This window comes from Pseudomonas sp. TE3911 (genome assembly GCF_054062775.1).
In genome coordinates this window covers 1054619-1080738 of the sequence record NZ_JBSSFP010000001.1, presented here as the reverse complement: position 1 = coordinate 1080738, position 26120 = coordinate 1054619, and the positions used below count along the sequence as shown (strand labels likewise).

The 26120-nt window shown below is 59.2% G+C and carries 26 protein-coding genes and 2 pseudogenes; 12 read left to right on the top strand and 16 right to left on the bottom strand.

The features are described from left to right. Nucleotides 1-8 precede the first annotated feature (8 nt). Nucleotides 9-1334, top strand: a complete 1326-nt coding sequence (gene gudD / locus ACVWXD_RS04950) for a glucarate dehydratase (RefSeq protein WP_095185531.1) — start codon at nt 9-11, stop codon at nt 1332-1334. Between the two features lie 173 nt (nt 1335-1507). On the opposite strand, the pseudogene ACVWXD_RS04945 reads toward gudD, so the two are convergent. The 8 genes and pseudogenes from ACVWXD_RS04945 to ACVWXD_RS04910 all read right to left on the bottom strand — a co-directional run. After that, nucleotides 1508-1693, bottom strand: a pseudogene (locus ACVWXD_RS04945) (addiction module antidote protein); the annotation flags it as partial. A gap of 5 nt (nt 1694-1698) precedes the next feature. After that, nucleotides 1699-2850: an acetylornithine deacetylase gene (gene argE, locus ACVWXD_RS04940; protein ID WP_032885892.1), complete on the bottom strand. Its 1152-nt coding sequence runs from the start codon at nt 2848-2850 to the stop codon at nt 1699-1701. After that, nucleotides 2847-3524: a DUF1028 domain-containing protein gene (locus ACVWXD_RS04935; protein ID WP_032885893.1), complete on the bottom strand. Its 678-nt coding sequence runs from the start codon at nt 3522-3524 to the stop codon at nt 2847-2849. The genes argE and ACVWXD_RS04935 overlap by 4 nt, the downstream gene beginning before the upstream one ends. A 10-nt stretch (nt 3525-3534) precedes the next feature. Beyond that, the gene (locus ACVWXD_RS04930; protein WP_099603098.1) at nt 3535-4266 is read right to left on the bottom strand and encodes a class II aldolase and adducin N-terminal domain-containing protein; all 732 of its coding nucleotides are present in this window, start codon (nt 4264-4266) and stop codon (nt 3535-3537) included. 50 nt (nt 4267-4316) lie between these two features. Further along, nucleotides 4317-5147, bottom strand: coding sequence for an ABC transporter substrate-binding protein (locus tag ACVWXD_RS04925; RefSeq protein WP_181644494.1), 831 nt, complete (start codon nt 5145-5147; stop codon nt 4317-4319). Between the two features lie 27 nt (nt 5148-5174). After that, on the bottom strand, nt 5175-6047 hold the full coding sequence (locus tag ACVWXD_RS04920) for a phytanoyl-CoA dioxygenase family protein (protein WP_457370736.1): 873 nt from the start codon (nt 6045-6047) through the stop codon (nt 5175-5177). Between the two features lie 27 nt (nt 6048-6074). Further along, nucleotides 6075-7592: an amino acid ABC transporter permease/ATP-binding protein gene (locus ACVWXD_RS04915; RefSeq protein WP_260366397.1), complete on the bottom strand. Its 1518-nt coding sequence runs from the start codon at nt 7590-7592 to the stop codon at nt 6075-6077. Between the two features lie 263 nt (nt 7593-7855). After that, nucleotides 7856-8830, bottom strand: coding sequence for a LysR family transcriptional regulator (locus tag ACVWXD_RS04910; protein WP_032885896.1), 975 nt, complete (start codon nt 8828-8830; stop codon nt 7856-7858). Between the two features lie 183 nt (nt 8831-9013). Between ACVWXD_RS04910 and ACVWXD_RS04905 the strand changes: the two genes are divergently transcribed. From ACVWXD_RS04905 to ACVWXD_RS04885, 5 genes are all read left to right on the top strand, one after another. Further along, nucleotides 9014-9442, top strand: a complete 429-nt coding sequence (locus ACVWXD_RS04905; RefSeq protein ID WP_032885897.1) for a RidA family protein — start codon at nt 9014-9016, stop codon at nt 9440-9442. Next, the gene (locus ACVWXD_RS04900; protein ID WP_181644493.1) at nt 9439-10419 is read left to right on the top strand and encodes an NAD(P)H-quinone oxidoreductase; all 981 of its coding nucleotides are present in this window, start codon (nt 9439-9441) and stop codon (nt 10417-10419) included. Before ACVWXD_RS04905 ends, ACVWXD_RS04900 begins: the two co-directional genes overlap by 4 nt. Before the next feature lie 13 nt (nt 10420-10432). Then, nucleotides 10433-10873 (top strand): type II 3-dehydroquinate dehydratase, encoded by a 441-nt coding sequence (locus tag ACVWXD_RS04895; RefSeq protein ID WP_032885898.1) that lies wholly within the window; start codon nt 10433-10435, stop codon nt 10871-10873. A 79-nt stretch (nt 10874-10952) separates the two neighbouring features. Next, nucleotides 10953-12206, top strand: a complete 1254-nt coding sequence (locus tag ACVWXD_RS04890) for a flavin-containing monooxygenase (RefSeq protein ID WP_032885900.1) — start codon at nt 10953-10955, stop codon at nt 12204-12206. Nucleotides 12207-12334: 128 nt separating this feature from the next. Further along, entirely contained in the window at nt 12335-12841 is a 507-nt protein-coding gene (locus ACVWXD_RS04885) for a hypothetical protein (protein WP_181644492.1), read from the top strand. Nucleotides 12842-13026: 185 nt separating this feature from the next. Here ACVWXD_RS04885 and msrA read toward each other — a convergent pair whose 3' ends face one another. Next, complete coding sequence (gene msrA, locus ACVWXD_RS04880; RefSeq protein ID WP_099603095.1) at nt 13027-13551, bottom strand: peptide-methionine (S)-S-oxide reductase MsrA; 525 nt, start codon at nt 13549-13551, stop codon at nt 13027-13029. 154 nt (nt 13552-13705) lie between these two features. On the opposite strand from msrA, the gene ACVWXD_RS04875 reads away from it, so the two are divergent. Together ACVWXD_RS04875 and ACVWXD_RS04870 are read left to right on the top strand one after the other, a co-directional pair. Continuing rightward, the gene (locus ACVWXD_RS04875; RefSeq protein ID WP_099603094.1) at nt 13706-14251 is read left to right on the top strand and encodes a hypothetical protein; all 546 of its coding nucleotides are present in this window, start codon (nt 13706-13708) and stop codon (nt 14249-14251) included. A 14-nt stretch (nt 14252-14265) separates the two neighbouring features. After that, nucleotides 14266-14564: pseudogene (locus ACVWXD_RS04870) on the top strand (DUF6124 family protein). 130 nt (nt 14565-14694) lie between these two features. Here ACVWXD_RS04870 and ACVWXD_RS04865 read toward each other — a convergent pair. Next, on the bottom strand, nt 14695-15255 hold the full coding sequence (locus ACVWXD_RS04865; RefSeq protein ID WP_181640386.1) for a hypothetical protein: 561 nt from the start codon (nt 15253-15255) through the stop codon (nt 14695-14697). A gap of 371 nt (nt 15256-15626) precedes the next feature. Between ACVWXD_RS04865 and ACVWXD_RS04860 the strand changes: the two genes are divergently transcribed. Next, a complete protein-coding gene (locus ACVWXD_RS04860; RefSeq protein WP_099603092.1) occupies nt 15627-16673 on the top strand; it encodes a hypothetical protein in 1047 nt (348 codons plus the stop codon). Nucleotides 16674-16765: 92 nt separating this feature from the next. On the opposite strand, the gene ACVWXD_RS04855 is transcribed toward ACVWXD_RS04860, so the two are convergent. From ACVWXD_RS04855 to ACVWXD_RS04835, 5 genes are all read right to left on the bottom strand, one after another. After that, nucleotides 16766-17305: an AAA family ATPase gene (locus tag ACVWXD_RS04855; RefSeq protein WP_447096551.1), complete on the bottom strand. Its 540-nt coding sequence runs from the start codon at nt 17303-17305 to the stop codon at nt 16766-16768. A 115-nt stretch (nt 17306-17420) separates the two neighbouring features. Further along, nucleotides 17421-17822, bottom strand: coding sequence for a GFA family protein (locus tag ACVWXD_RS04850; protein WP_099603090.1), 402 nt, complete (start codon nt 17820-17822; stop codon nt 17421-17423). 175 nt (nt 17823-17997) lie between these two features. Continuing rightward, nucleotides 17998-18858, bottom strand: a complete 861-nt coding sequence (locus ACVWXD_RS04845) for an SMP-30/gluconolactonase/LRE family protein (protein ID WP_457370735.1) — start codon at nt 18856-18858, stop codon at nt 17998-18000. Nucleotides 18859-18897: 39 nt separating this feature from the next. Next, complete coding sequence (locus ACVWXD_RS04840) at nt 18898-19371, bottom strand: DMT family transporter (RefSeq protein WP_122822439.1); 474 nt, start codon at nt 19369-19371, stop codon at nt 18898-18900. An 11-nt stretch (nt 19372-19382) separates the two neighbouring features. Further along, nucleotides 19383-20780, bottom strand: coding sequence for an amidohydrolase family protein (locus ACVWXD_RS04835; protein WP_058426046.1), 1398 nt, complete (start codon nt 20778-20780; stop codon nt 19383-19385). A 145-nt stretch (nt 20781-20925) separates the two neighbouring features. Here ACVWXD_RS04835 and ACVWXD_RS04830 point away from each other — a divergent pair, with 145 nt between their 5' ends. Beyond that, nucleotides 20926-21789, top strand: a complete 864-nt coding sequence (locus ACVWXD_RS04830; protein WP_457370734.1) for a LysR substrate-binding domain-containing protein — start codon at nt 20926-20928, stop codon at nt 21787-21789. Here the strand turns inward: ACVWXD_RS04830 and ACVWXD_RS04825 are convergent. Then, nucleotides 21751-22998 carry an MFS transporter gene (locus ACVWXD_RS04825; RefSeq protein ID WP_457370733.1) on the bottom strand — a complete coding sequence of 416 codons (1248 nt, stop codon included), beginning with the start codon at nt 22996-22998 and terminating at the stop codon, nt 21751-21753. The genes ACVWXD_RS04830 and ACVWXD_RS04825 overlap by 39 nt on opposite strands. A gap of 88 nt (nt 22999-23086) precedes the next feature. Between ACVWXD_RS04825 and ACVWXD_RS04820 the strand changes: the two genes are divergently transcribed. Then, nucleotides 23087-23881, top strand: coding sequence for an AraC family transcriptional regulator (locus ACVWXD_RS04820; RefSeq protein ID WP_457370732.1), 795 nt, complete (start codon nt 23087-23089; stop codon nt 23879-23881). 202 nt (nt 23882-24083) lie between these two features. Beyond that, nucleotides 24084-26105 (top strand): FIST N-terminal domain-containing protein, encoded by a 2022-nt coding sequence (locus tag ACVWXD_RS04815; protein ID WP_032885911.1) that lies wholly within the window; start codon nt 24084-24086, stop codon nt 26103-26105. Nucleotides 26106-26120: the final 15 nt, after the last annotated feature.

Below are 26120 nucleotides of genomic sequence, written 5' to 3'. Positions count from 1 at the left end.
AATTTGCCATGAATACTCCAGTCGTCACCCACTTCCAGGTCATCCCCGTCGCCGGCCACGACAGCATGCTGCTCAACCTCAGCGGCGCCCACGGGCCGTTTTTTACCCGCAACATCGTGATTCTCAAGGACAGCTCGGGCAACACCGGCGTTGGTGAAGTGCCCGGCGGCGAACGCATCCGCGAAACCCTGGAAGACGCCCGCAGCCTGGTGATCGGCCAACCCATCGGCCAATACCAACGCATCCTCAACCAAATGCGCAGCACGTTTGCCTCACGGGATTCGGCTGGCCGTGGCCTGCAGACCTTTGACCTGCGCATCACCATCCATGCCGTCACCGCGATGGAGGCCGCCCTGCTCGACCTGCTGGGGCAGTTCCTCGAAGTGCCGGTGGCCGCATTGCTCGGCGAGGGCCAGCAGCGTGACGCGGTGAAGATGCTCGGCTATCTGTTCTATGTGGGCGACCGCAACGCCACCGACCTGGCCTACCGCAACGAGGCGGACAGTGACGACGAGTGGTTCCGCCTGCGCCATGAAAAAGCCCTGACGGCCGAAGCCGTGGTGCGCCTGGCCGAAGCCGCCAAAGCCAAATACGGCTTTAACGACTTCAAACTCAAGGGCGGCGTTTTAAGCGGCGACGAAGAAATCGAAGCCGTCACCGCCCTCGCCGAACGCTTCCCCGATGCACGCATCACGCTGGACCCAAACGGCGCCTGGTCGCTCAAAGAAGCCATCCGCCTATGCCGCGATCAACACCACGTGCTCGCCTACGCCGAAGACCCCTGCGGCGCCGAAAATGGTTACTCGGGCCGCGAAGTCATGGCTGAATTCCGTCGCGCCACGGGCCTGAAAACCGCCACCAACATGATCGCCACCGACTGGCGCGAAATGGGCCACGCGATCCAGTTGCAATCGGTGGACATCCCCCTGGCCGATCCACACTTCTGGACCATGCAGGGCTCCGTGCGCGTGGCGCAGATGTGCAACGACTGGGGCCTGACCTGGGGATCGCACTCCAACAACCACTTCGACATTTCCCTGGCGATGTTCACCCAAGTGGCCGCCGCCGCACCGGGCGACATCACCGCCATCGACACCCACTGGATCTGGCAGGACGGCCAACGCCTGACCAAGGAGCCGCTGAAAATCGAAGGCGGTTATGTGAAGGTACCCGCCAAGCCTGGCCTGGGCGTGGACATCGACATGGACGCCGTGGCCAAGGCCCACGAGGTGTACAAAGGCATGGGCCTTGGCGCACGGGATGACAGCGTGGCGATGCAGTTTTTGATTCCGGGGTGGAGTTTTAACAACAAGCAGCCTTGCCTGGTGCGCTGAAGAGCTGGGTTCTAAGGGAGGCCCGACCTCCAAAACACAATCAATCCAATGTGGGAGGGGGCTTGCTCCCGATTGCGGTGTATCAGCCAGAAATGTATCGACTGACACTCCGCTATCGGGAGCAAGCCCCCTCCCACAGGGGGCCTCGGTGTTTTCAGGGTTGTGGTCGCTCGCTAAACCACGTGGCAGGGTTTACCGGCCGCAGCCCGCTTTGCCCTGGCGGTTTTCTTGCTTGCCACCGCCGCAATCGGCTGCACCGTCAGTTCCACGCCTAACGACAGCATCAGTTTCTGAATCGTCTCATAGCGCGTTTTAGAACCGCCTTTCAGCGTTTTATACAGGCTCTCGCGATTTCCCCCGCCGCCTACGGGCGCACGAACGCAAGCACCCGCTCCAGCATTCGGTCACAGGCCTCCAGTTGTTCCACGCTGATAAATTCATCCGGCTTATGCCCCTGCTCCATGCTCCCCGGCCCGCACACCACGGTGGGAATGCCAGCTTGATCAAACAACCCGCCCTCGGTGCCAAACGCAACCGTGCCGAAGTCTCGCGAGCCACAAAACTGCGCGATCCATCCGGCGGCCTGGCTGTCCAGAGAAGTCGCCAGCCCCGGGTAGCTGGACAGCTCGCTGATACTGATCGCGCACTGCCCGTTCACCGCCTGCATCGCGGGCAGCAGAGTCTGTTCGGCATAGGCGCGTAACTGCTGCGCCACCTGCCAGGGATCCTGGGCCGGCAGCGCGCGCACTTCAAAATCAAACGTGCAATTCTGCGGGACGATATTCAACGCCTTGCCGCCGTTGACCAGTCCGGTCTGAACCGTGGAAAACGGCGGATCAAAACGTTCATCCAGATGCCGCGGTGCCTTGAGTGACTCGCCGAGCCGCACCAGCTCACCGATCAACCGCGCGGCATATTCGATGGCATTCACCCCGGACGGCGCATACGCCGAATGGCAGGCCGCGCCATGCACGTCACAACGCATCGCCAACTTGCCCTTGTGGCCGAGCACCGGCTTGAGTTCGGTGGGTTCGCCGATCACACACAGCAACGGCTTGACCGCCTGCCCATGAAAACGCTCAAGCAACGAACGCACGCCGAGGCAACCCACCTCTTCGTCATAGGACAGCGCGATATGCACCGGCATACGCAGCGGCGCCTGTACCAACGCCGGCACCAACGCCAACACGCAGGCGATATAGCCCTTCATATCGGCGGTACCACGCCCGTACAACTTGCCGCCTTTCTCCGTCAGCTCGAACGGCGCCACGCTCCAGCGCTGGCCGTCCACCGGCACCACATCGGTATGCCCGGACAACACGATGCCGGGCACATCAGCCGGGCCGATGGTCGCCAGCAGGTTGGCCTTGCTCTTGTGTTCGTTGTAGACCAGCTCGCAGGTCACACCGTGGTCCTGCAAATAGGTGCGAACACAGTCGATCAAGGCCAGGTTGGATTCGCGACTGGTGGTGTCGAAGCGCACCAGTTGCGCCAGCAGGTCGCGACTGCTGGTCATCGGTCATCCCCTGGTACCGCATAGCCGGGAGCAATGTGCGGGTTGAGGGCGCGGTCGATGTAGTCCTGCAATTGCGGGCGATAGGCCTGCCAGAGTTTGTCGAGCGTGCCGATAGGGTCTTTATCCGCCCAATCGACGCGCAGGTTGACGATGGGCCAGAGCACGTCGTCGACCACCAGCAGCGCCGCCGAATGCACTGGCCCCGCCTCGCCGCCTTCAGCCACCGCCGTGTGCATCGCCGCCAGCAGTCGGTCGGCAAGGTGCCCCGAGGCCTGTTCGAAAGCCCGCACCATGGCGCCAATCACGCCTGGATTGGCCAGCATATTCCCCGCCGCCACACACTGTTCACCACTGACCGCCGCGTGAATCCCCAAGGTCTGCGCACCGCTGAAGTGCGCGGTACGGCCTTGGCGGTCAATCACCGTCACCTGGCGATAATCACTGTGCTCCTGCCCTGCGAACACTGCCGCCAGCGCCTCACTCGGCGCCATGCCCTGCTCCAATAAATCCAGCACTTGCGGCCCCAGGCTCGGCAAGGTGATGTTCTGCGACGCTACCGCGCCCACACCCGCACGCAGCCAGGGGCAACGCGCCCCCACGGCAATGCTCGACGAGCTGATCGCAATGCCCAACTGGCCGGTCTCGGCGCAGCGGGCGACAACGGAAAAGGTCATGGGGCGTTCCTCAATCGAGTACCGAGGGGTCGGCGTCGATCATCATTTGCTTCATTTCTTCAAAATGCCGGCGTGAGAAATCCGCGATGCCTTCCCAGCTCCGCGCAGTTTTCTCCGCCACTTCATCGGACAACAACCGCAGCGGCTGCCCGGTGGACCAGGCCGTCACGAGGATCTGGCAAGAGCGTTCCAGGGTCCAGATATCGTCAAAGGCTTCACCGATGGACGCAGCGGTCACCATCACGCCGTGGTTACCCATCAACAGCCGGGTTTTGCCATCAAGCAGGCCGGCCAGGCGCGCGCCTTCCGCCTCCGTATCGGCCATGCCGCCGTAGAGTTCATCCACCGCCACGCGGTTGAAATAGCGTGCGGTGTTCTGGTCGATCGGCGGGATATGCGGCGTGGCCAGGCACGCCACCGCGGTGGTGTACACCGGGTGCAAATGCAGCACGGCGCGGGTGTGCGGCAGCAGCCGATGGATCTGCCCATGGATCGACCAGGCCGTCGAATCCACATTTTGGTTGTCGGCACAGGCGGGATCGTCCGCGTTCAACAACACCAGGTCGCTGGCGCGAATACGCGAGAAGTGCTTCCACTTCGGGTTGAGCAAAAACTGTTTGCCATCGGCCGACACCGCGGCGCTGAAGTGGTTGGCCACCGCTTCATGCATGCCTAGGTGGGCGATGATGCGAAAGGTCGCCGCCAGGTCGATGCGTGTCTGTTCTTCGAGGGATAACGCCATGGATCGGACTCCTCAGAGCGCGACCGCAAGGCTGCGGCCGCGCGGTAGGGTTACTTCGGCATCAGCGCCGCGAGGTCGGCCTCAGTCGGCGCCTCGAAGTTGTACTTCTTCAGCAAGGCCGCGTATTCAGGCGTGGCGCGGTATTTCTCCAGACCGTCGAGCAAGGCTTGCTTCACCGTGTCATTGCCCTTCTTCACACCGAAGCCGTTCAGCACCGGATAGATCAGGGTGTCGGAGGAAATCACCACGCGGCTACCGAGCTTGTCGATCACACCGCGGGCCACGGCGGCGTCGGTAATTTGCGCTTCCACCGCGTGGGCCAACAGGGCCTGGGTGGTTTGTGGGTCAGTGCTGTATTCGCTGATCAGGATCGGCTTAAAACCCTTGGCCACGCAGTACTCGGCCGACAGCTTGTTCATCTGCGCCAGCCACGAGGTAGCGCCCATGGAGCCGATCTTGTGGCCGCAGAACTCTTCCGGAGTCTTGGGCTGGAAGGCGCTGTCCTTGAGGGCCAGGATCGATTCGCCGCTCTTGAGGTAAGGGATCATGTCGATGACCTTGACCCGCTCGGCGGTGATGTACATCGACGAGTTGGTCACATCGAAACGCCCGGCTTGCAGGCCGGTGATCAAGTTGGGGAAGCGCGTGTCGAGGGTCTCGACCTTGCGGCCCATGACCTTGCCCAGGCCGTCCATGAACTCGATATCAAAGCCCGCAGGCTTGTTGTTATCCATGTACTCATAGGGGAAGAAGGTCACGTCGGAACCGGCGATGATCTTGCCTTCCTGCTGGAACGCCGAAGCCGCCAACGAGGTCATTGCAACCGCAGCGCCCAGCAGGCACACGGCAAGGGGGCGAACACTGTTACGAAACGCTGTCATGGTCATTACCCGCAAGGTTTTAGGAGGTTAGGCAGTGGCAGAATCTTGTCCGGCCTGTTGCACGAAGAACGACGCACCACGGGGTTTCTGTGGCAGGCGCATATGGTTGTTGGTGGAACGCACCAAGCCACTTTCTTCACCGGCCACCAGCAGGCCGGCGTGTGTACTGGGCAACGGGTTTTCGCCGAATGGCAGCGCGTCTTCAGCGGCATAGACGCTGATGAACAGGGTGCGCGGCAGTTCGGTCTCATTAGGGCTGGAAGCATGCAAAAGACGCGTGTGCATAAAGCACACGGAACCGGCCGGGCCGTAGCAGGCGACCGGATGCTGGCAGTGTTGCGCGACCACGGCATCGTCCACCGAACCGGTGAAACGCTGATCCTGCCAGTGCGACCACAGCGAGCCTTTGTGGCTACCGGGGATCACATTCAGCGGGCCGTTCTGCGGGGTCACTTCACTGACCATCAGCAACGCGGTGACGATGTCGTCGTTGCTGTGGGGCGTGAACAGGAAGTCCTGGTGCCACTTCACCTGTGTGGCGGTGTGGGGCAGTTTCGAGTTGATCTTGCTATGGTGAAAACGCGCGCCGCTGGCGCCGACCAATTGCGCGGAAATCGCCGCCATGCGCGAGTGCAATGCCACGCGCTGATACGCCGGGGAAATCTCGGTGGGCGAACTCACCCGGCGCAACGACGGGTGATCGGCGCGGTGGTCACCCTCCAGGTCAAAGCGCGCGCGGCCATCCACGGTGGCGCCCCAGCCTTGGTCATGGCTGCGGCTCTCTTCTACCCACTGGTCGAAGTCATGCTGCAGCGCGGCCACTTCGTCCAGCGACAACACGCCTTCTACCACCAGGAAGCCGTCGCGCTGGAATTGTTCGATGTGTGCTTGCTCAATCATGTTGTTTTTTCCTGAACGTTAAAGAGATCACGCCAGCGAGACGTCCTTGAGGAACGCCTCCACGCGTGGGTTCTGGCCGCGGCGCAACACCTCGGGCGTGTCATCGCAGACCACACGCCCCTTCTCCATAAACACGATCCGATCAGAGACCTTGAACGCGAAATTCATCTCGTGCGTGACGATCACCATGGTGATGCCCTCCCCGGCCAGGGCTTCGATCACCTGCAGCACTTCATTGACTTTCTCCGGGTCAAGGGCCGAGGTAGGCTCGTCGAACAGCATGATTTGCGGGCGCATCATCAAGGCGCGGGCGATGGCCACGCGTTGCTGCTGGCCGCCGGACAACTGGTGCGGGTACTTCCAGGCATGGTCGAGCATGCCGACCTTGTGCAGCAGCGCGTAGGCCTGTTGCTTGAGCGCGTCGGTGCGACCCAGGCGGTGGTACTTCGGCGCCATCAGCAGGTTGTCGAGCACGCTCAAATGCGGGAACAGGTTGAAGCTCTGGAACACCATGCCGATGTTCAGGCGATGCTCGGCGTGCTCGATGTACTGGGGCTTTTGCGCGCCCACCTTGTTCAGGTGGATGAACGGCAGGCCATTGATATGAACCTCACCATTGTCCAGTTGCTCGAGGCCGTTGAGCAGGCGGATCAGCGTGGTCTTGCCGGAGCCCGACGGGCCGATTACCGACACCACTTCACCCGGCTGAATCAGCAGGTTGACCGAACCCAGCACCTCGATGTCGTTGTAGGCCTTGTGCAACCGCGAGGCTTTCAGCGCCGCAGCGCCGTTACTTTCCGGGCGTTGCAGGGCGGTGCGCTGTTGGGTAGCCAAGGCCAGCACGTGTGCATCCGGCACGCGGGAGACATTGCGCTGGTTGACGTCGAGAAAGCGCTCCAGGCGTTTGAGCAAAAAGTCGAACACCGTGACGATAAACACATAGAAGAACGCCACCGCCGCCATGGTTTCGATCACCAGGAAGTTCTGCGAGTACAGGCGCTGGCCGACCATCAGGATCTCGGTCAGAGAGATCACCGACACCAACGAGGTGAGCTTGACGATGGAAATGTATTCGTTGGCCAGCGACGGCAACGCCACACGCAGCGCCTGGGGGATCACCACGCGCCATTGGGTACCGAAAAACCTCAGCCCCAACGCCCGCGCCGCTTCGCCTTGGCCCTTGGGAATCGAGAGCAAGCCACCGCGATGGATCTCGGCCACATACGCCGTTTCGCAGATCACCAGCGCCAACAAGCCGGACCAGAACGGGTCGGCCAGCACCGCCGAGGTGCCCGGCAATGCCTGGGGCAAGTTGTAGATAAAGATCAGCAGCACCAACAGCGGCAGGCTGCGGAACAACCAGATATACCCCCGCGCCGGCACGCTCAGCAGGCCATGCTTGGACTGCTTGGCCAGCGCCAGCAGAAAGCCCAGGCCGATGCTCAACACCCAGGTCAGGGTACTGAGCTTGATCACCGTCCACGTCGCACGCCAGAACTCGGCATCAGCCAGCAAACCAAACATGTAATTCCAGTCGAATGTCATCGTCGCTGCGCCTTGCAAAAAATGAAGTGGGTCTGCCTCGATGGGATGAGAGTCGTGGCGGCGGGGTCTTGGGGTCAATTCGTAAAAGCCGGGGCACTGGGTAGGCAGAACCTATGCAGTCCTGAGCGAAGCAAAAATCCACTGTGGGAGAGGGCAAGCCCGCTCCCACATTTGCCCTGCTGTGTTCTGGAGAGAGCATGCACTGGCCGAAATGGTGCGCGTCTGAATTCGCCTCCCCGCCCACGCCATCTATTGGTGCAATCTCAGCTCACATCACTCAACACCCGCACCGCATGCGGGTCAAAAAAGCTCGGCGGCGCCATGCCGGGGATGTACTGGTCGGAGACAAACATGCGGCAGCGTTCGGCAAACGCCGACACCACACGGGACAACTGGGTGTTGCTCGCCGTGGCGTAACCCAGCTTCATCGGCCGATGTGTACCGGCCAGGCGCAGGCGGATCACGCGTTTGCCGTCCTGGGACATATTCGATTTGGGCCGCGCGTTCGCAAACGAATAGCCAATGCCATTGCCGACCATGGCGCGCACCGTTTCGAGGTTGGTGGAACGCATGATGATGTTCGGCGTGGTGCCCGCCTGGATGAACAGGCTGAGGAAATAGTCGCGGCTCCAGGGCGTATCCAGCAGCACCACCGGGTAGGCCTCGAGGTCTTGCATGCTGACCGCGGGCAAGCTCGCCAGCGGGTGATACTCGCCCACCATCACATACGGCGGCAGGTGCGCGAGGGGTTGGAAGTCGATATCCGGACTGGTCACCAGGTCGTAGGTCAGGGCGATATCCAGTTCGCCACTGCGCAGTTTTTCCAGCAGTTCCTCATGATTGCCTTCGGCCTGGGTCAAGCGCACACCGGGGAACGCACGGCCGAAACCGAATACCAATTCCGGCGTGATCATCGGCGCCAGCGACTCCAGGCATCCGACCCGCAATGGCCCGCGCACGGTGTTCAGTGACTCCGAAGCGATGGTGTAGAGGTTGCTCATCTGCTCCAGGATCTGCTTGGCCTCCAGCATCACCAGACGCCCCACCGCCGTGAGGGAAATGCCCTGGGCGTGGTGGCGGATAAACAACTGGATGCCCAACTCAGCTTCCATATGGGTGATCGCCGCCGAGATCGACGGCGACGACACATGAATGCGTTCGGCCGCAGCACTGATGCTGCCCGCCTCTCCCGACGCGACGAAATACTCCAGTTGACGCTGAGTAATACGACTGAGCATGACGCCTGCCCCTCAACAATGACTGTACGGCGAGCGCTGCAGGGTTCGTGCCGGGTCATGGGCGAGCCGATGAGTTACAGGGGCTTCGGTTTTTCCTAAGCACTACCCCGCGCAAATGCTGGTTTCGCCCGAGAGGGGGCGATGTGAAGCTGGTTTCATCCCGCTTACGACGAGCCCTTCGATATGCCTACCCACACCCGCATCCGCATGTTCAACACCAAACAGACTTATCCCAACCAGGCGCTGGACAACGACCTGTGCCAGGCCGTGCGCGCCGGCAACACCATCTATGTGCGCGGCCAGATCGGTACCGATTTCGACGGCAACCTGATCGGCCTCGGCGACCCGCGCGCCCAGGCCGAACAGGCGATGAAGAACGTCAAGCAACTGCTCGAAGAGGCGGGCTCGGACCTGTCGCACATCGTCAAGACCACCACTTATTTGATCGACCCGCGCTACCGCGAGCCGGTGTACCAGGAGGTCGGTAAATGGCTCAAAGGTGTGTTCCCGATTTCCACCGGCCTGGTGATTTCCGGCCTGGGCCAGCCGGAGTGGCTGATGGAGATCGATGTGATCGCCGTGGTGCCGGACGACTGGACCGTATCCGTATGAAAGCGGTGATTGCCCGTGAGCCCGGTGGCCCTGAAGTGCTGCAGGTGGTGGAACGCCCTATGCCGGCTTTGCAACCCGGTGAGGTGCTGATTCGCGTCGTGGCGGCCGGGGTCAATCGCCCCGACCTGATGCAACGCAGCGGCTCAGCAATCCCACCCGGCGTTACCGATGTGCTGGGCCTGGAAGCGGCGGGCATTGTGGTCGCGGTGGGCAGCCGCGTGGATGAATGTGCGGTGGGCGATCGCGTGATGGCCTTGCTCAACGGCGGCGGCTACGCCGAGTACTGCGTGGCCCAGGCGGCGCACTGCCTGCCGGTGCCGGCGGGATTATCGCTGCACGCTGCCACTGCGGTTCCGGAAGCGGCGTTCACGGTGTGGCACACCCTGTTTGAGCTCGGGCGCCTGCGCAGCGGCGACAGCGTGCTGATCCACGGCGCCGCCAGTGGCGTCGGCAGCTTTGCCGTGCAGTGTGCGCAGGCTGCGGGGGCGCGGGTGATCGCCACCGCAGGCGGCCCGCAAAAGGTCGCGATGCTGCAAGCGCTGGGTGTATGGCGTGCGATTGATCGCCATTTGGAAGACTTCGTCGCGGTGGTGCACGACTGCACCCAAGGACGCGGCGTCGACGTGGTGCTGGATAACGTCGGCGGCCCCTATGTCGCGCGCAATCTGGCGGCCATGGCCATGGGCGGGCGGCATGTGAGCCTGTCATTCCTGCAAGGCGCGAACATCGAGTTGGACTTGCAGGTGCTGATGCGCAAAAACCTCAGCCTCACCTCCTCCACCCTGCGCCCCAAAAGCCACGCTGAAAAAGCCCGCCTGGCGGCGTGTATCCGCTCGCGCGTGTTGCCCTGGCTGGCGGCCGGTGTGGTGCGCCCACAGATCCACGCGCAGTTGCCCCTGTCTCAAGCGGCCGATGCCCATCGCCTGCTGGAAGCCAACGCCAACGTCGGCAAAGTCGTGCTGACCGTCGCCGAATAACCTGGAGCCCGTCATGCCCCACCGCGTTTACTTCCTCAATGGCCCTAATGCCAACCTCTACGGGCTGGACAAGCACGGCACCTACGGCAACGAAAGCTTCGCCAGCATCGAAGCCCGCTGCCAACGCCACGCCGGCGAGTTGGGCCTGACCCTGGACTTTCGCCAAAGCAACCACGAAGGCGTGCTGGTGGACTGGATTCAAGAGGCGCGCCTGAACAGCGACGCCCTGGTGATCAATGCCGCCGGCCTCAGCTACAGCTCAGTGCCGATCCTTGACGCGCTGCTGGCCTTCGGCGGCCCGATCATCGAAGCGCACATGAGCAATATCTGGAAGCGCGAGCGCTTTCGGCATCACTCCTACGTGTCCAGGGCCGCCACCGGTGTGATCGCCGGGCTGGGGGCGTTGGGATATGAATTGGCGCTGACGGCGGTGGCCGAGTTGCTCAAGCCTTAAATGCGAACTCGAAAACACAGCAGACCCAATGTGGACCCTCGGTGTTGCTAATAAACCTCTTACTTTCCAGGAAACGCCAATGACCGTCGAAACCATCAACACCCTAGTAGTCGGCGCAGGCCAGGCCGGCGTCGCCATGAGCGAACACCTGTCCCTGATGGGCGTGCCCCACATCGTGCTCGAACGCCACCGCATCGCCGAACGCTGGCGCTCCGAGCGCTGGGACTCCCTGGTCGCCAACGGCCCCGCCTGGCACGACCGCTTCCCCGGCCTGACCTTCGAAGGCCTCTCCCCCGAAGCCTTCCCGCCCAAAGAACGCATGGCCGACTACTTCGAAGCCTACGTCGACAAACTCCAGGCTCCGGTGCGCACTGGCGTAGAAGTGCAACAAGTAGAGCGCCACCTCGGCCGCCCCGGCTTCAAAGTCACGACCTCGGCGGGCGTGATCGAAGCCACCAACGTCGTCGCCGCCACCGGCCCGTTCCAACGCCCCTCAATCCCCAACATCGTCCCCACCACCGCACCGATTCACCAACTGCACTCGTCCACCTACAAAAACCCCGGCCAACTCCCCGAAGGCGCCGTACTCGTAGTGGGCGCCGGCGCCTCAGGCTCACAAATCGCCGAAGAACTGCAAAAGGCCGGCAAAACCGTGTACCTCTCCGTCGGCGAACACTATCGCCCACCCCGCGCCTACCGCAGCCGCGACTACTGCTGGTGGCTGGGCGCATTGGGTTTGTGGGACGAAGTCAAAATCCAGCCGAAGAAAAAGCACGTGGCGTTTGCAGTGAGTGGCTATGAAGGCGGCAAGACCGTCGACTTCCGCCGACTGGCGCACCAAGGCATTCACCTGGTAGGCGTTACCCAGAATTGGGAGGACGGCGTCATGACCTTCCAACCGGGCCTGGCCGAAAACGTGGCCGAAGGGGATCGTGCGTATTTTGATGTACTGCGTGATGCGGATGCGTATATCGAAGCCAACGGCCTGCCATTCCCGCTGGAACCGCAAGCCTGGGAACTGCTGCCCGACCCGGAGTGCCTGCTTGATCCGATCCTCAGCCTCAACCTGGCTGAAGCCGGTGTAACCACCATTCTCTGGGCAACCGGCTTCAAGTTCGATTTCAGCTGGTTGAAGGTGGATGCGTTTGATGAGAAAGGCGAGCCGTTCCACAAACGCGGAATCTCGGCGCAAAGCGGCGTTTACTTTTTGGGCCTGCCGAATCTGGTGAACCGTGCGTCGTCGTTTATCTATGGGGTGTGGCACGACGCGAAATACGTGGCGGACCATATCGTGCTGCAGAACGAGTACAAGGCCTACAAGAAGCCGGAGTAAAGGGGGAGCCGGTGAGGCGGCAAACGATAGAGATGGGGCCCAAGGAAAACGTCCTACACAGCCGCTTCACTTTGCGTAAAATGCGAGCCGTTCTCGATCAGGAAAACTCAACCCAGGATGGGTAACGCTTGAAACCGCTTGACACCCACGCGCCAAAACACGCCGACACGGCCATCACACGACTTAAGCTCAAAGACCAACTGGCCGTAGACCCTTACAAGGGATTGGCATTGCTGGAAAGCACCCTCCTCTGTTTGGTAACGACGGCCCTTATGCTGTTCGTTGCACAAAGCGTCGGCATAACCGACACATTCAAGAGCAACGTCCTCTATAGCGGCACACTGGGCGCATGTATAGGCGCGACGTACTGGATGTACCACGACGCGGCACTTTCCGAGTGGAGCATTGCCCGGCATATCAGCCCCACTGCACTGCAAAACGCGATGCTCGCCTTGAAGTATTCCGAAACGCAGGAAGGCGTTTACTACCCGAAAAAACGCATGTTCACCCCATTCCATCGGTGCGATTCAGAGCGGATCACGCTCACCACACTGGATGGGGGCACGCGCTTCGCAGGCCCCTATTTCAAGCTGAAAGCGCTGTCGGCCAGGCTGATGGAGCAGGAAGGGATTTGAATCAACCGGACTTGGCCATTCCTACCTAACGAGCGATGGCACTTGGCCAAAGCACTGAAATGGCGACTTTTCTGACGACAAGGACGTAGGCAATGATGACCACGCCGGCCATCCTGCATGCCCTGTGTGCGTTTTTTTCGCCATTTGAGGCTTGGACATATTCGTCCTTGGCTGGGCGCAGGCGCTCAGGGAGCTGACCCCGATGACGCCCGCTTGGGCAACTTCCAATTCGGCCGGATGAAATGGCAGGTATACCCGTTCGGTATCCGCTCCAGATAATCCTGATGCTCCGGCTCCGCCTCCCAAAACTCCCTGGCGGGTTCAATTTCCGTGACCACACGTCCCGGCCACAGCTTGGAGGCATCCACATCAGCCGCGGTATCTTCGGCAATATCCCTTTGCTGTTCGCTCAGGTAGTAAATCGCCGAACGATAGCTCGGCCCAAGATCATTGCCCTGCCGATTCGGCGTGCTGGGGTCATGGATCTGGAAAAAGAACTCAAGAATCTGCCGGTAGGAAATCACCGCCGGGTCAAACACGATTTCAATCGCCTCAGCATGGTTGCCATGGTTGCGATAGGTGGCATTCGGCACATCGCCACCGGTGTAGCCGACTCGCGTGTGCAGCACGCCGGGGTAGCGTCGCAACAGGTCTTGCATGCCCCAGAAGCAGCCGCCGGCGAGGATGGCGGTTTCGGTTGGGTTGGTCATGGTTTGTCCTTGCGGTTAATGGAGACAGAGGTAGTTATGGGGCAATCCTGGGCAATACCAAGTTCAATCGAGCAAAAACGGGGATGGCCGCTTCACTTTACGTAGAATGCGAGTTGTTCTCGATCAGGAAAACTCAACCCAGGAGGGGTAACGCTTGAAACCGCTTAACACCCACGCGCCAAAACACGCCGACACTGCCATCACCCGACTTAAGCTCAAAGACCAACTAGCCGCTGACCCTTACAAGGCATTGGCACTACTGGAAAGCATCCTCCTCTGTTTTGTAGCGACGGCCATTCTGCTGTTTGCTGCACACATCATGGGCATAACCGACACATTCAAGAGCAACGTCCTTTACGGCGGCACCCTGGGCGCATGCATAGGGCGGACTTACAACATGTACCGCGACGCCGCACTTGCCGAGTGGCGCGTTGCCAGTCGTATCAGCCCCGCTGCACTGCAAAAAGTGATGATCGCCTTAAAGTATTCCGAGACGTCGGAAGGCGTTTACTACCCAAAAAAACGCATGTTCACCCCATTCCATCGGTGCGTTTCAGAACGGATCACGCTCACAGTACTGGATGGCGACACACGCTTCACCGGCCCCCATCACAAGCTGAAAGCGCTGTCGGCCATGCAACTCGCTGACGAACCAGAAACGCCAGTATCCGACTCCACACCACCACGGGTGCAAGGCTGAGGAACGATCCCGACCTGAAACTGAATCAGGCGGCGCATCGTGCGATTGATCACTACCTCAACGCGGGGGCAGAACCGCTGGAGACGCCTCCCCCGCACACGACGACGCTATTCAGCGTTGCTGACGATGTTCGCAGTGAAGTGTTGATTGCTGATAGCTATGAGACTTTTTCTTCGGTTACTGCGTTGTTGCTTGGCCTGTCGGATGAGCTGAAGGGAAACAGCGGGATGTGGCGTTGGCGATTCACCAACTTAGTGAACTAGACGTGGTATTGGTCGATCAGTTGATGACACGCGAGACGGACCATCGCTAGACACGCCAATCACGCGAGGTCGTCGAGTAGTAGCACCTCACGCACTGGCTCGGTGACCACGTTGCTCGGTATTGCCAATGAGGCCAGCAGGGAAATGCTCATCGGCAACAGTACCCAAGTCTTTCAGGCTTTATGTGTTTTCATCAGCGTCGATGAACTTCTTTCGATTTACCATCCAGGGTAACGCCGGCTGACTGCGTATTCTCTTGCACCGGTTTTTTGTAAATTCATAGGTCACAAGATCAACGAAGTGGCGGTTGCCTTTAACTACGTCGTAGGTGATCAGAAAATAAATCAAGGGGCTTTTAGCATCGATCCATGTGTTCAACGCCTGGTCTAAAGCCTTTTGAACGTCTTCTACACGGCTGTACCCAATGAACGTCTGAAATGCTGCCTGACCGGCCTTGCTATGCAGCTTTTGGATTTCATTGATGTCCGTGTGGGCACGCTTCCACTCCCATTCCACGAAAGTCAGAATATCCTTTTCGGAGTACTGAACCACCGCATCGGTACGCCCGCCCGATTCGAAAAGAGCCCGTGCACCCATCAGGCTGGCACATTGACGAATTACGAGGCCCATATGGATCGTCCAGTTGGCCCTATTCGCTAGGCCAGCTTTTTCAGTAACGGGAAAATCCTTGTACCAGAGGTAGTTGAACAGCGTAACGAAGTCTCGCTCAATCCGTTTCATTATGGCTTCCGTATGTCTAATGAATAGCTGTAATTAACTTTCCAGCCATGACCCCAAACGTCCTCTAGGTTTTCGTTAGAAATCCCTGAGCACATCGCAATACTCGCGCCTGTATCGGCACGACGGCGCTGTACTTTACCTTTCTGCACTGCTGCCCCGACGGGCCAACTGAGCGCTGTTGGTGAATAACCATCAGGCATGCGGGCCCTGTCAGCCGGATTACTGACTTAACAAATGAGAGCAAACGCAGGGCGTTTGGGCTTGAGCGCGGACCTTTTTGAATTCTTAGCCATCGGCTTACCACACTGGATTGCACGCCTGACGCCGAGTAGCCTATCGCACCTCTTTACCCCCAGCATTTGGAATGCCTAATGGCCCTGCACGACGCAATCGCCCTTGAAATCCACGCCGGCGCGCTACCGCTAAAATTCCGCGCTGCAGACCTTAAAACCCCTTGCCGTAAGGTCTACTTAAACCCGACCGATACCAACGAACGCTATCGCGTGGGCTTGGACTTCTTCGCCGCCAACACAATCAATACGCAGTTGGCAAACCTGTGTGAGCTCACCGGTTACTGGGCGCGCAGCGGCCAGGTGGCACGTTACCGGCGTGTGGCCGAGGGCTTGTATGAGTTGCTCGGCATGGACGAGACGCAGGAGCTGACCGCTGAAGTCGAGCCCGCTGCTGAGGCTGCCATGGGTTGCCATGACTTGAGCCCCTGGGAAGCGCGCTTTGCCTTCTACCTTAAACATGAACCCTTTCAAATTTACGATCGTCGCCGCCGGAAGGTTTACCCAGCCCAGGCAGCTCAGGGACTGGATGCAAGATTGAGCAGCTACTTCTGGCCCTCGCCGGGAGTAAGCTTCGTAGCAACAGAGCAAGTGCTACAGGGGTTTATTGCTCAGGCGCGAGTGCTAAGTCTTGACCTTGCCGGTAATGCCGATGCGGTGTTGGCATTATTCGCGTCTATCTGCCAGTGGGGCGGAGTGCGCCTGCCCACGCGGGATGCCGACGCGGTCGTCGCCAACCTGCAACGTGCTGCTAACCGCAATGCTCAGAACCCAGCTGCAATGAACAGCGCATGGACGAAGCTGTACGCCATGTTTTACCCAGACGACTTTGTGATCTATGACTCGCGTGTAGCCACCGCATTGGTGGGTATTGCCGAGGCCGTGTTCGTTGACGCCGAACTCGATTCCTTCAAAGCGCACTACCCCAACCTAGGCCTGATCGCTGGACGTGGCGGTAGTCGGCCACGAGCGACTCGTACCGTGTGGCGCAATGCATATATGTCATGGCCAGCGCAGCTCGATGCAAATCGTCTTGTAGCATCCATTGCGCGGTCGCTTAGCACGCGATCGGGCTTGGCCTACAACGTACGCCAATTGGAGGCAGTGCTATTTATGGAGGGATATTGAGCGCGCGATACACGCCAGGCGACGCGGATTTTGAAGGGCATTGTCCCCGCATGACGACCCGCAGTTTACGTAGCGAGGCAGCCAACCAACGATCAATCTCGCGGAGCCTGACCAGCCGAATTTTCAATACTCGCGATAAACATCCTGGCCTCTCGATTAGACCGCAGATAAACCACGCGGCAGGTTGATGGTGCAGTTGCCACGAGTTGCTGCATCTTTGCTCGCGCTGTTTTTTTCGTCCGCCACATGAATCTAAAAAACTCCGGCAGGTTCGCCAGCAGTTCGGGGCAGTTCTCGGGCAAGTCAGGCCGAGATTGACCCCGTTGGAGCAGCGTTCTGCGCAGTACGCGCAAGAATCGAAGCGTCGCCGAACGATCAATCCAAATTAAAAGATCTGCACGGGCCATCCGATTTTCCCAAGTGGCCGAATGGCCCCCTTCGAATATCCAGCAATCACGGGCCTCGACATCGAGGCAAAGCTGCGTTTTCTCGTCCCGGCTTCGTTCTATCCAACCTGGCTGCCAGTGAATAGTGTCGATATGAACGACCGGCAAGCCCGTGCGCTGACCAAGCTCGCGCGCCAAAGTGCTTTTGCCAGACCCAGGTTGACCAACAATCATCACCCGTTGCATCGAAGCTCCTTCTCGCTATGCACGCTGATTTTTTGGGGGTGGCGATTTTACGTCAATGCCTATATCGGTCAACAACAAGGGGTCAGAGCGACAGGCAGCTTTCGCCCAGAAGACTTCAATCAACTGGAGGGCATGGGGTGGTTGGGATGTACCAGTGAGCTGCGGAGTCGAGATGAACGTGTTTCTGCTTTAGAGGGAAAAACGGGGTATCGAGCGTACCCAATGCTATTGAAACCCAACTGGCAAGCTCGCCTTGAGACCGTGACCAAAACAAGGCCGAACCACACTGCACGCAGAACTCGCGTGATACCGTCGTTGAAGAAGCATAGGTTTTGATATGGATGGAGCCGCTAAGTATTTGCAGCGCGCTACGCGGAACGCTGCCGTAAGAAGCAAATGCCGCCCCATGACCTTTGCGACACTGGCTGCAATGACAGTGACTCACTGCTTGCGGTGTGGTGGATAGCTCATAACGGACAGCGGCACATAAACAGCTTCCTTGGTACACCTCTGTCATACGCTCTTCCGTGCATGCTAAAACGCCAGCGTAACCGTCCCGGTCTAATCAGTCGACTGACAGGTAGTGGCTAGTAACTGGCTATCATGAAGGGCAGCTATCGGCCAGAAGCGGTCATTCATGCGCGTCTACCAAGTTGGCATTCAGAACGGCGCGACAGGCTAGAACCCACTATTCAGTGCAGTCGTCCTGTAAATCGCTCTTCAGGGAATCCGGCAGCTAAAACGGCTTCGGCTTTTATCAGCGTGCCATCGAAATCTGCCGGCTTATCCAGCCCTGTCCGTGCGCTGGTGCAGTAAAGCGTTTCATAACCAGGTCCCGCTAACACCGGGCAAGTGGTCTGAATACACGGGGAGTCGATCACGCTGTCAACTTTGCCGTCAGTCGCGTAACGCACGACTTTGCTACCGCCCCATTCCGCATTCCAGAGAAAACCCTGCGCATCAATACAAGAACCGTCTGGAGCACCCTGACCTTTGACTGTAGTGAATACACGCTGGTTTTCTAGCGACGGGTAATCGCAGCAGAAAATGCATCCTTGCAGGGAGTCCGCGTAATACATGGTGGAACCGTCCGGGCTAAAACAGATGCTGTTCGGGATCGCCACTTCGGGAAGGTCCAGCGTTTCAGTCTTGAGCGTCGCGGCATTGAACCGGTGAAATCGCCCTATAGTTTGCACCGGCTCACCGGCATCCATAGTGCTAAACACAAAGTTGCCCATACGGTCGCAGCGGCCATCATTGATCCGGGTTCCGGGTACTCCAGGCGTGATGGTAATTTTGGTGAAGCGACCAGTACTCAGGTTGTAATAACCCAGGCAGGAGGCCAATCCCATTAGCAATACGTCTGCATTTGTCGTAAGGGCGAACGACCCCAGCGGCTCCGGCACTCGCCAGCGCTGTACTTCACCGCTTACGGGGTCCAGAGCAAGCAGTTCGCAACCTGGGATATCGGTCCAGAACAGGCGTTCCGTTCTTTCACACCAGACAGGGCACTCGCCAAGAAGACTGGTGGTGTCGGTTAGGGTTTTAAACATGGTTGCGTCCTACGAAACAGGATGGGGTAAACAAGTCAGTCAGTTGGGGAAAAGCGCTGACCACCTGTCACTGAACAGGGCGATGGCCAGGCCTGTGAGCATCACCATTGACCCGGCCAACTTGACGAGAGACACCGGTCTTTCCGATGCCCCCATCAATCCGAAATGATCGATAACCAGTGACGAGACAATCTGCCCTGCGATAGCGAGGCCCAGCAGGGCTGACAGACCGATTTTTGGCGCAAGCACCACATAACTAAGCAAGGCACCGGCACCCAGCAGACCGCCCAGCAGGCTCCACCAGGGCTGGGCAGGTATAGCCGCCAGTGAGGCCACTATCCCGCCGCGCATCAATGAAAAGACGCCCAGGCATACCGCACCGGCAGTAAATGAGAACAGCGCCGCCGCTACGGAATCTCCACCCACACCTTTAGCGAGTTGACCATTCAGCGTGGTCTGCAGGGTAATGCCAAGCCCCGCGGCGATGGCCAGCAGGTAGTAAGCTGCGTTCATTTCGCGCCTCCTTACTTGGCTGACTCAAGCGGCATGAATGTCTCGGCAAAAATATCCGGCTGGTAGCCTGCGGCAGCAAACAGATGCTCACGGGATTCGTCGATTGCTGCACGCAGCCTTTCGCTGTCCACGCCCAGCACCTTGCCGCCGCGCTTGACGATGCGACCGCCAATGATGACCGTGTCGACATTGCTGCGTTCGGCCGCGTGTACAACGGTGCCGAATGCGTTGCCTGACGGGTAAAGGTTGATGTCCTGCGCGTTTATAAGGATCAGGTCGGCCTGTTTGCCGGGGGCCAGGCTGCCGACTTTGTCCTGCAATCCGGCACAGGTAGCGCCGTCGAGAGTGGCGGCTTTGAGCAGGCCATGAGCAGGTAGGGTCACCGGATGATGTTCTGCGCCGCAGCAGCGCTGCTGGTGCATGCCCATGACGCGCTGCAGGTAGAACGCCACCCGCATCTCCATGAACATGTCACCGCTGTAGGAGGTTTCGTTATCGACACTCAGCCCCGGGCTGATGCCGTGGCGCTGGGCCGACTGCATGGCGAACATTCCATCTTCAATGCCGTAGTGGGCATCTGAACGCGGGCATACGTTGACCCGCACGCCAGCCTCGCGAAGAATTTTCCAGCCGGCGTCCGGCAGCGAGGTGCAGTGGTTGAAGATGTTATCGGGGCGCAGCAGGCCCTCGCGATGCAAACCCTCCAACTCAGCTGCCATGTCCCCGCCAAAAAATTCGGTGATGATCGGCAGCCCCAGACGCCGGGCCTCGGCCCACAGCTCAGGTTCCAGCTGCGCCATCACCGCCAGCGAGAGCAGCGGGTTGTCACCGTTATTGACGTATTTTTCCTGGAGACGCTCCAGGTTGCCCGGCCAGTGGGCTTTGTCCCACTCACCGGAAACTGGCGCACCGGAGGCGTGTACAGACCGGATACCAGCATCGAGCAGCGCCTCGACCGCGGCATCGGAGTGAGCGCCGGTGCGGCTGTTGTGCGAGTTATCGACCACGGTCGTGATGCCCGCATCGATGCAGCCCAATGCAGTCAGCAGATTGCCGATATACATGTCAGCCGGGCGATAGTATTTGGCGAACGAGAAGTGCGTTGCGTTGCAGTAGTCTTCTAGGGTTTCGGCATTCGGATTGATTCGACGCAGTTGGCCTTCCCAGGAGTGACGATGCGTATCGACCATGCCGGGCATGGCAATCATGCCGGATGCCTCGATAACAACGGCGTCGCCGGCCTCGATGTTTTCACCTATGGCCGTGATGGTGCTGCCTTCGATAAGGATATCGCCGCGCGCCAGATTGCCGATATCACCGTCCATGCTTAGCACAGTGGCGCCGCGGATAAGGGTGCGGGCGGCCGGAGCGGCCGGGGCCTGCACAATGCTGCGGTTATATTCAGCCATTTTCTGTACACCTCTTCAAATTTCGTTGGAAGCAATGTACGCAATGCGGTACTGCGGGAAAAAGATGGTTAAACTGTTTTTATTATTCAATATTTACGAATAATAACGACTTCCCCCGATCACTGCTTTGAGGCTGCTAACAGTCATGGACCGTATTCAAGCGATGAAGGTTTTCGTGCGTGTGGCTGAAGCAGGAAGCTTTATCCAGGCGGCGCAGACGCTCTCTCTGCCGGCCTCGACAGTTACCAGCAGCGTTAAAAATCTTGAGAAGTACTTGCAGGTGCGCCTGCTGAACAGAACAACGCGGCGGGTCAGCCTGACCTCTGAAGGCGCACAATATCTGGTGCAATGCCGGGAAATATTGGAGCTGATCGAACACACAGAGACCAGCCTGACGGATTCCGTAAAACGGCCACAGGGGCGTTTGCGTGTCGATATGCCCGGTGGCATTGCACACTTCATCGTCATGCCAAACCTGCAAGACTTTTACAGGCGCTACCCGGATATCTACCTGATGATAGGCGTCAACGATCGGCAGGTTGATCTGGTTCAAGAGGGTGTCGATTGCGTTATTCGTACAGGTGAGCTCGATGACTCAACGCTCGTTGCGCGCCCCCTCGGCCGGTTTCGCTGGGTAACCTGTGCGTCTGTCGCCTATCTCGAAGAAAACGGTACTCCGCAAACTCCGCTAGATTTGTCTCACCACCGGGCCATCCATTACTTCTCGGGCCGCGCAAGGCAAGCAAGCGAAATGCGCTTCGCCCGTGGCACCGAAAGGGTCTCAGTCCCGGTGAACGGCACAGCGGCTGTCAACGAGACTGGGCTCTACATCAAAATGTGCCTTGAAGGCTTCGGGCTAGTGCAACTCGCCGAGAACGTGGTTTCCTCGCATCTGCGAGAAGGGCGGCTGGTCGAAGTGCTTGCTGACTGGCGGCCGGATTCGGTTCCTGTGCACCTGCTATACCCGCCATCAGCGCTTTCTATCGCCAGCTGTGAGCGCATTCGCTGACTGGATTGCAGGGCTTGTTCGCGACGATGATTCAGCAGATTCAAGTTGAACGTTGCGCCCGGCCAGCATGCCGGTGAATGCGCCGGCTACGGATATTGCGGCTATGATCAGCAGCGGTGCTGTCCAGCCACCGGTCCAGTCGTGCAGTTGGCCCAGCAGCAAGGGGCCTGCGGCTGCCATCAGGTAGCCGACGCACTGCGCCATTCCTGAAAGTGCCGCCGTGTCACCGGCATTTTGTGTGCGCAAGCCGATGAAGGTCAGGCCGAGCATCATGCTGGCACCAGAGCCGAAGCCCAGGACCGCGGCCCACAACATGGCGTAGTCTGGCGCGTAAATGAGCCCGATCAGGGATGAGGCGGTTAACAGGCTGACGGTAGCGGCTGCCAGTTTCTGGTCTTTGAGACGGCGAAGCGTGGCCGCCAGAATCAAGCCGGGAATGGCCGTGGTCAGTTGAAGCGTGCCGTGTACCGTGCCTGCTTGCTCCGGGGATATGCCATGGTCCATCAGAATGGTCGGCAGCCAGCCGACGGCGACATAAAAAGGCATCGCGTTCAGCCCCATGAACAGTGTGACCTGCCATGCCAGCGGCGAACGCCAGACGGCCACGGTTGGCGCTTGTTTTGGACCTGACAGATTTACGTATTCGTGTTTTTTCAACTGCGGCAGCCACACCACCAGCGCCAACAACGGGGCTGCGACCAACAAACTCAGGGCAATCGGCCATCCCCATGATTGGGTCAGCGGAATTATTACGGCAGAACCGACAGCGCCCGCTGCACCCATCGTGATGGAATAAGCGCCGGTCATGGACGCCATTTTTGTCGAGAAGTCGCGTTTGATCAGGCCGGGCAGCAGCACGTTGCCCAGGGCGATCCCAGTGCCTATCAATATCGTACCGGCGTACAACGCCCACGCGCTGCCTGTGGAGCGGAGCAGGATGCCCGCTGAAATGACCAACAGTGCACCGAAAAGCGTGCGCTCGATGCCGAACCTGCGGGCGACCGATGCGCTGAGCGGGGAGAAGGCTGCAAAGGCAAGTAATGGCAGTGAAGTAAGCAGGCCTAGAGCTGAGGCGCTCAAGCCAAAATCATTCTGGATCAGCGGCAAAACGGGCGCGATGCTGGTAAAGGGAACGCGCAGGTTCACGGCGATAAGCAGAATGCCTGCGACGAGCGCGATGGCATGCCACTTGTTTTTTGTATCTGACATATTCTCTATCTGTCCTCTTGAAAGAAGACAACTGTAGAGAACTTCAGGCCCGTACAATATAGATATCAAGACGCCCGATACCTAAATTATGCCAAGCTCAAAAAATATCGTTTCCTCGCCGGAAGATTTCGATTCAGACCTTTTCGCCCAGGCAGCGATTGCCCTCAAGGTTGCGCCTGACCTCAATGATTCGGGTGCCCGCCCGCATGATCATCGTAAAGGCCAGCTGATCCTGTCTTTGCACGGCGCAGTGAGCTGTGAGGTGCAAAATGCACTCTGGCTTGTCCCTCCCCAGCACGCCATATGGATCCCTGGCGGCACGCCGCACAGTTGCCGAGTGACCGCAAACGCCCGGACCTGCTTTCTGTTCGTTGAGCCCGGTGCGGCAGCCATGCCTGAAGAATGCTGCACGGTTGCCATTACGCCCCTTGTTCGGGAGATGGTCCTGCATCTCGCTGAACAGGAACCTGCTTACCATTCCGAGGGCAAGACAGCTCGGCTGGTTGCAGTGCTGCTTGAGCAGCTTTCCGATGCTCCGCTGAAAGAGCTGCATTTGCCTATATCAGACCACCCCAAGATCAAACAAATCGCGGATACGCTCTTCTCAGATCCAGGCGACCGAACCACGTTGCGCGAGTGGGCCACTCGGCTTGCAACCAGTGAACGAACGCTGGCCAGGCTTGTAGAAAGCACGACCGGGCTGAGCTTCGGACGCTGGCGTCAACAATTGCATTTGATGATCGCACTGAGTCATTTGGCGGAGGGGGTATCCGTGCAACGTGTAGCGGGCATCCTGGGATATGACTCTGTTAATGCATTCATCACGATGTTCAAGAAAGCACTGGGTAAACCGCCTACTCAGTATTTTTCCTCTCTGCGCTAGCGCTCTGCTGGCTGATACAAAGCGCCGAGGCTGTAGAACGATCTGTCTGCTATTGGCCGAAAGCTGCCTATCAGTAATAGGAAAACTCCCCACACCCGCGTCCATCCGTCGCATCCCCCACCCTCCAGTCCCCACCCAACCTGCCGATAACCCTACTAACCGCATGCCTACCCCTGCATCACCACTCGATCGAGTCCACCACATGAACCCACTCTCCCTTCTAAAAAAAGCCCGGGCCGATCGTCAAGGCACCGCCACGCTCACCAGCACTGCCAACGACCTGGACGCCGCCCTCACCGCCCTGCGCATCACCCCTACTCTGATCACCGGTTTTATCTCGCCGCATCTGGACATCGATCAGGTCGCCGCCAAGCTCAAACGCCGTTTCCCACAATCCACCATCAGCCTGTGCACCACTTCCGGCGAACTCTGCAATGCGCCCAATTCGCTGTATTGCGCCACCGGCGAGCGCTGGGACCGGGTGGTGTTGCAGCTGTTCGACGACAGTCTGATCGCCTCGGCCGAGGTGGTGATGGTGCCGCTGGAGTGTGAGGACATTCGTGGCGGCGGTAAGCGGTTGGGGATGCAGGAGCGCATTGCCAAGTTGGTGGGGCATATCAAGCGGGTGCAGGTGCGTACGCCGATCGATCATCGCGATACGTTGGCGTATGTGGTGTTCGACGGGTTGTCAGCGTCGGAGTCGTTTTTTATGGAGGCGCTGTATGAGTCGGGGCGGTTTCCGTGTTTGTTTGTAGGGGGATCGGCCGGGGGTAAGTCGGATTTCCAGAAGACGCTGATTCATGACGGCCAGCGCAGTTATCAGAATCATGCGCAGATTGTGTTTGTGAAGACGGCGGCGCAGGTGCGATTTGGGGTGTTCAAAAGCCAGAATTTCAAACCGGCGGATTTGACCTTCAGTGTGCTGACGGCCTCGGTGGAGGACCGCACGATTGACCAGGTGATCGACAGCGCCGGCAATATCAAGAGCATGGTGCAGGCGCTGTGTGATGCGTTTAATTGTGCGCCGCAGGCATTGGAGTCGAAGCTGGCGGATTATTCGTTTGCGATTCGGGTAGGCAGTGAGTTGTTTGTGCGGTCCATCGCGCGTATCGACTTCGAGCAGCAGATCGTGCAGTTGTTTTGCGACGTGGCGCCGGGCGAGGAGTTGGTGATGGTGCGGCGTACGCCGTTGCGTGAGGCGACGCGCCTGGACTATGAACAGTTCCTGCGTGGCAAGGGCGGCCAACCGGTGGCGGGGATTTTGAATGACTGCATCTTGCGCCGGCTGAACAACGGCGCCGAGTTGGGCAGCATGGCGGGGACGTTTGGCGATGTGCCGTTGGCGGGATTCTCGACCTTCGGGGAGATTCTGGGGTTGAACCTGAACCAGACGCTGACCGCGATTTTCTTCTTCCGGGTGGCCAAGGGCGCAAGTTTCAGTGACGAGTATGTGGACAATTTCATCGCTCATTACGGCGAGTTCAAGGCATTTTTCCTACGCCGTCAGGTGAAGAAACTGGCGGGATTGAACCATGTGGTGGTCAAGCAAATTGCTGCGTTCAAGAACAATGATTTCTCCAACACCCTGAACACCCGTGGGCTGGATAACAATATCCTGCCGGTATTTGAAGGCCTGGCGGACTTGGGCCAGGTGCTGGCCCAGGCTGAGCAACAGCAGGAAGAAATCGCGGCGCAGCTCAAGCATTACTCCGGTGAGTTGCACGCGTCGATGGATGACTTGGTCAGCACCATCGACCAGCAGAACAGCGTATCGGCCCAGGCCGGGGCCACGGTGGAGGGGTTGTCGAGCCAGGCGGATGTGGCGGTGGAAGGTGCGCGCACGCTTGCCGGGTCGAGTTTGCGGATCCAGTCGATTGTGCAGGTAATCCAGCAGATCGCCGGGCAGACCAACTTGCTGGCGCTCAACGCGGCCATTGAAGCAGCGCGCGCGGGCGACTTGGGCCGGGGCTTTGCAGTGGTGGCGGACGAGGTGCGCAAGCTGGCGGAAATCACGCGTAAGAATGCGGCGGAAATTGGCGTGGATATTGACCTGCTGTCGAGTGAGATCCAGCGGGTAGCCCAGCAGATCGAAGACCAGTCCACCGGTGTGGGCGCACTGCGAGAGATGCTGGACGCGTTGGAAGCGTCCAGCCGTGCGACCGAGGGCACGGCGCAGCGGACGAAGACGATTGCGGATACGTTGACGGGGTTGACGCACGCGTAGGCGTTATTGAAATCG

Excerpts from the sequence above, each read along its gene's own strand:
- ACVWXD_RS04840 (WP_122822439.1), bottom strand. The coding sequence starts at position 19,371 with ATGAACGCAGCTTACTACCTGCTGGCCATCGCCGCGGGGCTTGGCATT.
- ACVWXD_RS04895 (WP_032885898.1), top strand. The coding sequence starts at position 10,433 with ATGCCCCACCGCGTTTACTTCCTCAATGGCCCTAATGCCAACCTCTAC.
- ACVWXD_RS04900 (WP_181644493.1), top strand. The coding sequence starts at position 9,439 with ATGAAAGCGGTGATTGCCCGTGAGCCCGGTGGCCCTGAAGTGCTGCAG.
- ACVWXD_RS04855 (WP_447096551.1), bottom strand. The coding sequence starts at position 17,305 with ATGCAACGGGTGATGATTGTTGGTCAACCTGGGTCTGGCAAAAGCACT.
- ACVWXD_RS04865 (WP_181640386.1), bottom strand. The coding sequence starts at position 15,255 with ATGAAACGGATTGAGCGAGACTTCGTTACGCTGTTCAACTACCTCTGG.
- ACVWXD_RS04925 (WP_181644494.1), bottom strand. The coding sequence starts at position 5,147 with ATGACAGCGTTTCGTAACAGTGTTCGCCCCCTTGCCGTGTGCCTGCTG.
- ACVWXD_RS04915 (WP_260366397.1), bottom strand. The coding sequence starts at position 7,592 with ATGACATTCGACTGGAATTACATGTTTGGTTTGCTGGCTGATGCCGAG.
- msrA (WP_099603095.1), bottom strand. The coding sequence starts at position 13,551 with ATGACCAACCCAACCGAAACCGCCATCCTCGCCGGCGGCTGCTTCTGG.
- ACVWXD_RS04835 (WP_058426046.1), bottom strand. The coding sequence starts at position 20,780 with ATGGCTGAATATAACCGCAGCATTGTGCAGGCCCCGGCCGCTCCGGCC.
- ACVWXD_RS04930 (WP_099603098.1), bottom strand. The coding sequence starts at position 4,266 with ATGGCGTTATCCCTCGAAGAACAGACACGCATCGACCTGGCGGCGACC.
- ACVWXD_RS04845 (WP_457370735.1), bottom strand. The coding sequence starts at position 18,858 with ATGTTTAAAACCCTAACCGACACCACCAGTCTTCTTGGCGAGTGCCCT.
- argE (WP_032885892.1), bottom strand. The coding sequence starts at position 2,850 with ATGACCAGCAGTCGCGACCTGCTGGCGCAACTGGTGCGCTTCGACACC.
- ACVWXD_RS04820 (WP_457370732.1), top strand. The coding sequence starts at position 23,087 with ATGCCAAGCTCAAAAAATATCGTTTCCTCGCCGGAAGATTTCGATTCA.
- ACVWXD_RS04815 (WP_032885911.1), top strand. The coding sequence starts at position 24,084 with ATGAACCCACTCTCCCTTCTAAAAAAAGCCCGGGCCGATCGTCAAGGC.
- ACVWXD_RS04905 (WP_032885897.1), top strand. The coding sequence starts at position 9,014 with ATGCCTACCCACACCCGCATCCGCATGTTCAACACCAAACAGACTTAT.
- ACVWXD_RS04890 (WP_032885900.1), top strand. The coding sequence starts at position 10,953 with ATGACCGTCGAAACCATCAACACCCTAGTAGTCGGCGCAGGCCAGGCC.
- ACVWXD_RS04825 (WP_457370733.1), bottom strand. The coding sequence starts at position 22,998 with ATGTCAGATACAAAAAACAAGTGGCATGCCATCGCGCTCGTCGCAGGC.
- ACVWXD_RS04935 (WP_032885893.1), bottom strand. The coding sequence starts at position 3,524 with ATGACCTTTTCCGTTGTCGCCCGCTGCGCCGAGACCGGCCAGTTGGGC.
- ACVWXD_RS04920 (WP_457370736.1), bottom strand. The coding sequence starts at position 6,047 with ATGATTGAGCAAGCACACATCGAACAATTCCAGCGCGACGGCTTCCTG.
- ACVWXD_RS04910 (WP_032885896.1), bottom strand. The coding sequence starts at position 8,830 with ATGCTCAGTCGTATTACTCAGCGTCAACTGGAGTATTTCGTCGCGTCG.
- ACVWXD_RS04860 (WP_099603092.1), top strand. The coding sequence starts at position 15,627 with ATGGCCCTGCACGACGCAATCGCCCTTGAAATCCACGCCGGCGCGCTA.
- ACVWXD_RS04830 (WP_457370734.1), top strand. The coding sequence starts at position 20,926 with ATGGACCGTATTCAAGCGATGAAGGTTTTCGTGCGTGTGGCTGAAGCA.
- gudD (WP_095185531.1), top strand. The coding sequence starts at position 9 with ATGAATACTCCAGTCGTCACCCACTTCCAGGTCATCCCCGTCGCCGGC.
- ACVWXD_RS04850 (WP_099603090.1), bottom strand. The coding sequence starts at position 17,822 with ATGACAGAGGTGTACCAAGGAAGCTGTTTATGTGCCGCTGTCCGTTAT.